The sequence below is a fragment of the Actinomadura sp. NPDC000929 genome (genome assembly GCF_040492065.1).
Taxonomy (GTDB): domain Bacteria; phylum Actinomycetota; class Actinomycetes; order Streptosporangiales; family Streptosporangiaceae; genus Spirillospora; species Spirillospora verrucosospora.
Window position 1 is genome coordinate 71727 of the sequence record NZ_JBEUPA010000022.1, and the last position, 6826, is coordinate 78552.

Sequence of the window (6826 nt, forward strand, 5' to 3'; positions counted from 1 at the left end):
AGGGCGAGATGACGACGTCCCAGCCGATGACGCGCGCGCGGGGGCCGCTGGCGGCGCCGGGCGAGCGCCCGCCGAGGGCCGGCGCGCTGTCGGCGTCCATGACGTTCGGGTGGCGTGCGCTGCTGAAGATCAAGCACTCGCCGAACCAGCTGGTGGACGCCCTCATGCTCCCGGTCATCTTCACGCTCTCGTTCACCTACCTGGTGGGCGGCGCGATCGCCGGGTCGCCCGACCGCTACCTGCACTTCTTCCTGCCCGGCGTCATGGTCATGGCGGTGGCCCTGACCACGGCGTACACCGGGATCGTGCTGAACCAGGACGTCGACCAGGGGGTGTTCGACCGGGTGCGGTCGCTGCCGGTGTGGCAGTCGTCGGTGCTGGTCGGGGCGATGCTGGGGGACGTGGTCCGGTACGCGGTGGCCTCGGTGGTGCCGCTGCTGCTGGGGCTGGCGCTGGGTTTCCGCCCCGACGGCGGCCCGGGCGGCGTCGTGCTGGCGCTGCTGTTCCTCCAGGTGTTCGCCTTCAGCCTCGCCTGGATCGGGACCTTCGTCGGGGTCAGCGTGCGGACGCCGACCGCGGCGCAGACGCTGAGCTGGACGCTCCTGTTCGTCCTCGTCGTCGCCAGCAACGTCATGGTGCCGCAGCAGACGATGCCGGGCTGGCTGGAGGCGCTGATCAAGGTCAATCCGATCAGCGTCGTGACGACCGCCATGCGGGGGCTGATGGACGGCACCGTGACCGCGGGCCAGATGGGCTGGGCGTTCCTGGCCTGCGCCGTCCTCGTCGCGGTCTTCGCGCCGCTGACCATGTACCGGTACGGCCGCGGCCGCCGCTGAGCGCCCTCACATCGCGTGCAGGCAGAGCAGGAGACTGCGGGCCTCGATGTTGACCTGGTAGCTCTGGCGGGCCAGCGCCATCGCCTGGGGCACCGTGAGCCAGCAGAAGTCCGGAGGCGGCTGGAGGGGGAAGCCGCCTCCGACCTCGACCACGAGATGGCGGGTCAGGGCATGCCGGAACCGGCCGCCCTCCTCTGACTGCACCACGTCGTACTTCACCTGGACGGCTCTGGAGAGGACGAGGTCGAGATACCGGGGGCGCCGGTCGCCGGGCGCCTCCGCGTAGTTCTCGGGGGTGCACTGCACGGTGGGGCCGAGCTCCACGGTGTCGCGGCATCCCGGACGCAGGTCGGCGCGGACCAGGAGATGCCGGACCCCGTTGATGCGGCGGACGACGAGGGCGGCCAGCCCGATGCCGGAGGGTTCGAGGAGCGGCTGGCACCAGTGGGACACCTCCCGGTTGCCCGCGTGGACCTCCACTCCGAGGATGCTGAAGAACCTGCCGTCGGGACGGGAGACCGCCTCGGCGCCGCGCTCCCATCCGTCCACGGAGTCCAGGGGGACCGCGCGCGTCGTGAGCGTGTACGCGGACTTGCGCTCGGTGAGCCAGCTCCTCACCTGCGCCGGGGAGAGGAGCGCGTCCCCGCCGGAGGCGTACGCCTCCGCGAAGGTGGCCGCGGCGCCGTCGTCCGGCCGCGCGCCCATGGACGGGGCCGCGGCGAGCAGGCAGGCCAGGACGGTCCTGGAGTCCATGTTCACGACGTTGGGGTGGTGGAGGAGGTCGAGGATCTGGCCGAGCGTCATCCACGCGAAGTCCTCGTGCGGCTCCACCTCCCCGGCGACCTCCATGACCACGTTCCGGTTGCGCTTGGCCCAGAACCACGCCCCCTGCTCGGACTGGAGGACGTCGACCAGCACGCGGGCCCGCCCGGGCTCGGTGAAGTACTCGACGAACCGGGACCGGGCGCCGCGGTGCGCGCGCAGGTAGTTGCTCGACGTGGACTGCACCGTCGGCGACAGCTGCACCGTGTTCACGTTGCCCGGCTCGATCTTGGCCTGCATCAGGAAGTGCAGGACGCCGTCGATCTCCTTGGCGAGGATGCCCACGATGGCGACGTCCTGCTGGTAGATGATCGGCTGCCGCCATTCGGGGGTGGCGCCGTAGTCGGTGCGGGCGTGGATGCCGCCCACGGTGAAGAAGCGGCCGCTCTCGTGCACGAGGTCGCCCGACCCCGGCGCGAACGACCAGCCGGTCATGCGCGCGAACGGGATGCGCGTCACCTCGACCGGGACGCGGCGGCGGCGTTCGTCCAGCCATTCCAGGACGTCCCCGGCCGGCCGGGGCCGGCACTCGGCCGACGCCGCGAGCCGCCGGCCCAGTTCGGATTCCTCGCTCGGCGCCGCCCTCAGCGCAGAGCCCGCGTTCGCACCCGCCATGCCCGCCTCCGTCCGCGGCCGCCGGATCCGGCTGCCGTTCGCGCCCGGCTGTATCATCTACTTAAATTACATATAGCATTAGCAGCCGGGAAGGGAGAGCCCGTGTCCGCCTCGGAGCGCGACGTCGCCTTCGGCCCGCAGCACGCCGAGGTCTACGAGCTGACGTACCGGCACCGGGGCAAGGACTGGGGCGAGGAGGCGGCGCAGGTCGCGCGGCGCATCCGGGCGCGCCGCCCCGGCGCGCGGTCCCTTCTCGACGTCGCCTGCGGCACCGGGGCCCACCTGGAGGCGTTCCGGTCGGGCTTCGACCACGTCGAGGGCCTGGAGATCTCGCGCGCGATGCGGGAGCGGGCCGTCCGGCGGCTGCCGGGGGTGACCGTCCACGACGGCGACATGCGGGCCTTCGACCTCGGCCGCGCCTTCGACGCCGTGACGTGCCTCTACACCGCGATCGCCTATCTGCCGACCGTCGCCGCCATGCGCGCCGCGGTCGGGGCCATGGCGGACCATCTCGTCCCCGGCGGGGTGCTCGTCGTCGAACCCTGGTGGCCGCCGGAGAGGTTCATCGAGGGATACGTCGGAGCCGACCTGGTGCGGGACGGCGACACGGTCGTCGCGCGGGTCTCCCACTCGACCCGGCGCGACCGGGCCGCGCGGATGGACGTGCGCTGGCTGGTGGGCCGCCCCACCGGCGTCAGCGAGTTCCGCACCCTGGAGACCTTCACCATGTTCACCGCCGACGAGTTCGCGGCGGCGTTCGAGGACTCCGGATGCGACGTCGAGCACGAGGAGGCCGGCCTCAACGGCTACGGCCTGTTCGTCGGAGTGCGCAGGGGCTGACCCGCGGGCGGCGCCGGCGGGCGCTACTCGCCCCAGCGCAGGTACGTGATGGGCGGCTCCCGTCCGGGAAGCGTGCGCAGAGTCACCTTGTCGAGGCCGACGGCCTCGCGCAGCGCCGCCGTCTCCCCCGGCCACTTGGAATAGGCGATCTCGTCGAAGGCGAGCACGCTGCCCCTCGTGAGGTAGGGCCGGATCGCCTCCAGCGCGGCGCGGGTCGGCGCGTGGAGGTCGAGGTCGAAGTAGGCCAGCGCGATCACGGTCTCCGGGTTGTCGGCGAGGTAGCGCGGCAGGGTCTCGCGGATGTCGCCCTGGACCACCGCGGTCCGCCGGACGTGCGCGAAGGGCTCGCCGGACTCGTGCGCGTCGAGCACCTCCCGCAGGTAGTCGGGGTAGCCCTCGCTCACCGCGAACCGGCCGGCCACCGCGTTGGGCCCGGCCCGGTCGACGTCGCCGACGTCGGGGAAACCGGTGAAGGTGTCGAAGCCGATGACGCGCCGCACCGAGGTGTAGGGCTCGTGGCAGCCGCGGAGCGCGGTCAGCGTGGCCAGGTGCCGCCCGTGGAGGACGCCGAACTCCATGATCACGCCGGGGACGTCGAGGATCATGCGGTACAGCGCGTCCATGCACAGCAGGTCGGTGAGCTGGGGCCGCCGCAGGTACAGGGCCAGATTGTCGATCAGGTACTCGGGCGGGATGGGGGTCTCGCGCAGCAGCCGGGTGAGCCGCTCGCGCACGTCGCGCTCCTGGTCCGACTCGCGCGCCAGCGAGCGCGGGTCCCTGTGGTTCGGCGAGGTCACCTGTCTCGTCCTCCCAGCGGCAGAGATCGCGTCAAGACGGGTCAGCTCATCCACGCGGCCGGCGCCGGTCCGCCCCGGCCGACGGGCGGGAAGAGGGCCTCCAGCCGGTCGGTCTCCTCCTCGGTCAGCGGCTTGTCCAGCGCCCTCACCGCGCCGTCGACGTGGTCGGGGGTGCGCGGGCCGATGAGGGCCGCGGTCACCCCCGGCCTGGCCAGCGTCCAGGCGAGGCCGACCTCCGCGGGGTCCCGCCCGATGTCGGCGCAGAACCGCTCGTACTCGGCGATGGCCGCCGCGTGCTCCTTCAGCGCGTCGACCGCGCGCCCCTGGGCGGACTTGACCGCGGTCCCCTCCGCCTTCTTGCGCAGCACGCCGCCGAGCAGGCCGCCGTGCAGGGGCGACCAGACCAGCACCCCGAGCCCGAGGGCCGTCGCCGCGGGGATCACCTCCAGCTCCGCGTGCCGGGTGACGAGGTTGTAGACGCACTGCTCCGAGGCGAGCCCCGGGACGCGGCGGCGGGCGGCGGTCTCCTGGGCCAGGGCGATGTCCCAGCCGGCGAAGTTGGAGGAGCCGACGTGGCGGACCTTTCCCTGGCCGATCAGCAGTTCCATGGCCAGCCAGATCTCGTCCCAGGGGACCGACCGGTCCACCTGGTGCATCTGGTACAGGTCGATCCGGTCGGTGTTCAACCGGCGCAGGGACGCCTCGCACGCCGCGACGATGCGCCGCGCCGACAGGCCGCGGTCGCCCGGGTCGTCGCTCATCGGGCTACCGACCTTCGTGGCCACGACGACCTCGTCCCGGCGGCCCGGGCGCGCCGCGAGCCAGTCTCCGATGACCTCCTCGGTGTGGCCCTTGTAGACGCGCCAGCCGTAGATGTCCGCGGTGTCGACGAGGTTGATCCCGCTCGCCAGCGCGTGGTCCAGGAGGCGGTGCGCGTCCGCCCCGTCGACGCGGCCGCCGAAGTTCACGGTGCCGAGGCCGAGGCGGCCGATCCGCAGATCGGTGGAACCCAGCGGTACGCGGAACTCTCCGGGATCGGGCATCGACCGCCTCCTCAGGCTCGAACGGCTTTCACGATACTAGTTATTAAAGCCAGATTCCCCTATGTCCCCTACTATCGCGTCCTGCGACGTCAATGCTATCGTTTTCTCAAGTGTAGGACCTTTGGCGGGTAAAGGTGGTCCACATGGCCCCGAGTGCGGTACCGCATCGGCGCGGGACGGCGATCCGGTCCACGGCGGACGACCCGCCGAGCGTGTCCGGCGACAGATCCTCGGTGACCCAGCCGAGGAGATCCGGGGGGTGGGGGATCGTCAGCGACTCCGACGCATCCCACGCGTGAGCACGGCACGGTGACGGGGAGCGCGCCGCCTTCTCCGGCGGCGCCGGCCTTCTGATCGGCCCCGCACGCCGTCGTCGGACCGCGGCCGAATTCCGCCCGGGCGAGGCCGCGGCCGACCTCGATGGACCGTCCGAACCGATCCGCTCTTCGCTTCGACCCGCCGAATCCAGGGTCGCGCGAGATGGGAGAAACGCCCATGGTAACGAAGGCCTCCAGCGGGGATGCTGTGGGAGCCGCCGCGCCCGATCCAGCGTCGGACCGGCCTCGTAAGTTCATCCCGGAGCTCGAAGGACTGCGCGGCGCCGTCGTGCTGCTCGTCGTCCTCGGCCACACCGGAGTGGCGACCAGCGTGCAGGGCTGGAGCTACATGCACTCCACCGGGAACGGCATCTGGGCCATCATGCTGAACCGGGTGGCGGTCGCCTTCCCGATCTGGTTCGTGATGACCGGCTACCTGCTGTACCGCGCGTTCGCGCTGTACACGCTCACCGGCGAGCGCAGGCCGAACGTCAAGCGCTACTTCTGGCGGCGGGCGCTGCGGATCCTGCCCGCCTACTGGGTCCTGACGATCACCGCTCTCCTCGTGCTCAACCGCGACAGCATCCACGGGGCCTGGGAAGTGATCCGCCCGCTGCTCCTGCTGCAGATCTGGGAGCACGGCGCCATTCCCATGGGGATGATGCACACCTGGAGCAACGCCAACGACTTCCTGTTCTACCTGGCCATGCCGGTGTTCGCCTGGCTCCTCCACCGCTACGCGCGGCGCGCCGAGACCCACGAGGCACGGGTGAAGCGGCTGCTCGTGCCGCTGGCCGTCCCGGTGTTCATCGGCTTCGCCTTCTTCACCTGGCTCCATTTCCCGCAGTTCCGGGACGACCCGATGAAGCTGTGGCCGACGCAGTACTTCTGGCCGATGAGCTACATGGGCTGGCTCTCGGTGGGCATGATGCTGGCCGTGCTGTCCGCCGCCGCGGAGACGCGCCCCGACGCGGTGCCGCGGGTGTACCGCCTGATCGGCCGGCACCCGGGCAAGCTCTGGCTGGGAGCCCTCGGCATCTTCGTCCTGGCCTGCCTCTCCCCGCTCGCGGACTACCGCCTGGTGGACTACGTGCCGGCGCCGGCCGCGGCCGCCGACTACTGGCTCTTCCTCGCGTTCTCCGTGGCCGTCTTCGCGCCGCTCACCGTCCCGGGCGTCCGGTTCAAGGTGGCGGGCCTCATGCTGGACAACTCGCTGCTGCGGTTCTTCGGCCGGATCTCCTACAGCGTCTACCTCTGGCACATCTTCGTCTACGCCAAGTTCGTCGGGCCGCTCTTCGCACCCGAGATCGGCGGCTACTGGGAGGTCCTGGCCGTCGAGCTGGCGCTGTGTGTGATGGTCGGCTACGCGAGCTACATCGTGGTCGAGAAGCCGTTCCACATGCTCCGGCCGCGGCTGGGCAAGGCGCCGGTCGAGTTGAGCGTCGCCGTCAGCACTCCCGCCGAAGCGGCGCCCGCCACGGCGGGCGCGGCTGGCACGGCTGGCACGGCTGGCACGGTGCGCGCCCCCCGGGACGCGCAAGCCTGACCGACGCCCG

At 71.6% G+C, this 6826-nt stretch carries 6 protein-coding genes; 3 read left to right on the plus strand and 3 right to left on the minus strand.

The genetic code is table 11. From position 1 onward, the window contains the following. Positions 1 to 8: 8 nt before the first annotated feature. Entirely contained in the window at positions 9 to 836 is an 828-nt protein-coding gene (locus ABWI04_RS11440) for an ABC transporter permease (RefSeq protein WP_353832341.1), read from the plus strand. A gap of 6 nt (positions 837 to 842) precedes the next feature. On the opposite strand, the gene ABWI04_RS11445 is transcribed toward ABWI04_RS11440, so the two are convergent. After that, positions 843 to 2273, minus strand: a complete 1431-nt coding sequence (locus ABWI04_RS11445) for an NDP-hexose 2,3-dehydratase family protein (protein ID WP_353832342.1) — start codon at positions 2271 to 2273, stop codon at positions 843 to 845. A 102-nt stretch (positions 2274 to 2375) separates the two neighbouring features. On the opposite strand from ABWI04_RS11445, the gene ABWI04_RS11450 reads away from it, so the two are divergent. Then, entirely contained in the window at positions 2376 to 3113 is a 738-nt protein-coding gene (locus ABWI04_RS11450; protein ID WP_353832343.1) for a class I SAM-dependent DNA methyltransferase, read from the plus strand. 23 nt (positions 3114 to 3136) lie between these two features. Here the strand turns inward: ABWI04_RS11450 and ABWI04_RS11455 are convergent, their stop codons facing one another. Together ABWI04_RS11455 and ABWI04_RS11460 are read right to left on the minus strand one after the other, a co-directional pair. Continuing rightward, complete coding sequence (locus ABWI04_RS11455) at positions 3137 to 3910, minus strand: class I SAM-dependent methyltransferase (RefSeq protein ID WP_353832344.1); 774 nt, start codon at positions 3908 to 3910, stop codon at positions 3137 to 3139. Between the two features lie 41 nt (positions 3911 to 3951). Further along, the gene (locus ABWI04_RS11460; RefSeq protein WP_345182062.1) at positions 3952 to 4953 is read right to left on the minus strand and encodes an aldo/keto reductase; all 1002 of its coding nucleotides are present in this window, start codon (positions 4951 to 4953) and stop codon (positions 3952 to 3954) included. 495 nt (positions 4954 to 5448) lie between these two features. On the opposite strand from ABWI04_RS11460, the gene ABWI04_RS11465 reads away from it, so the two are divergent. Then, on the plus strand, positions 5449 to 6816 hold the full coding sequence (locus ABWI04_RS11465) for an acyltransferase family protein (protein WP_353832345.1): 1368 nt from the start codon (positions 5449 to 5451) through the stop codon (positions 6814 to 6816). The last annotated feature ends 10 nt before the right edge of the window (positions 6817 to 6826 follow it).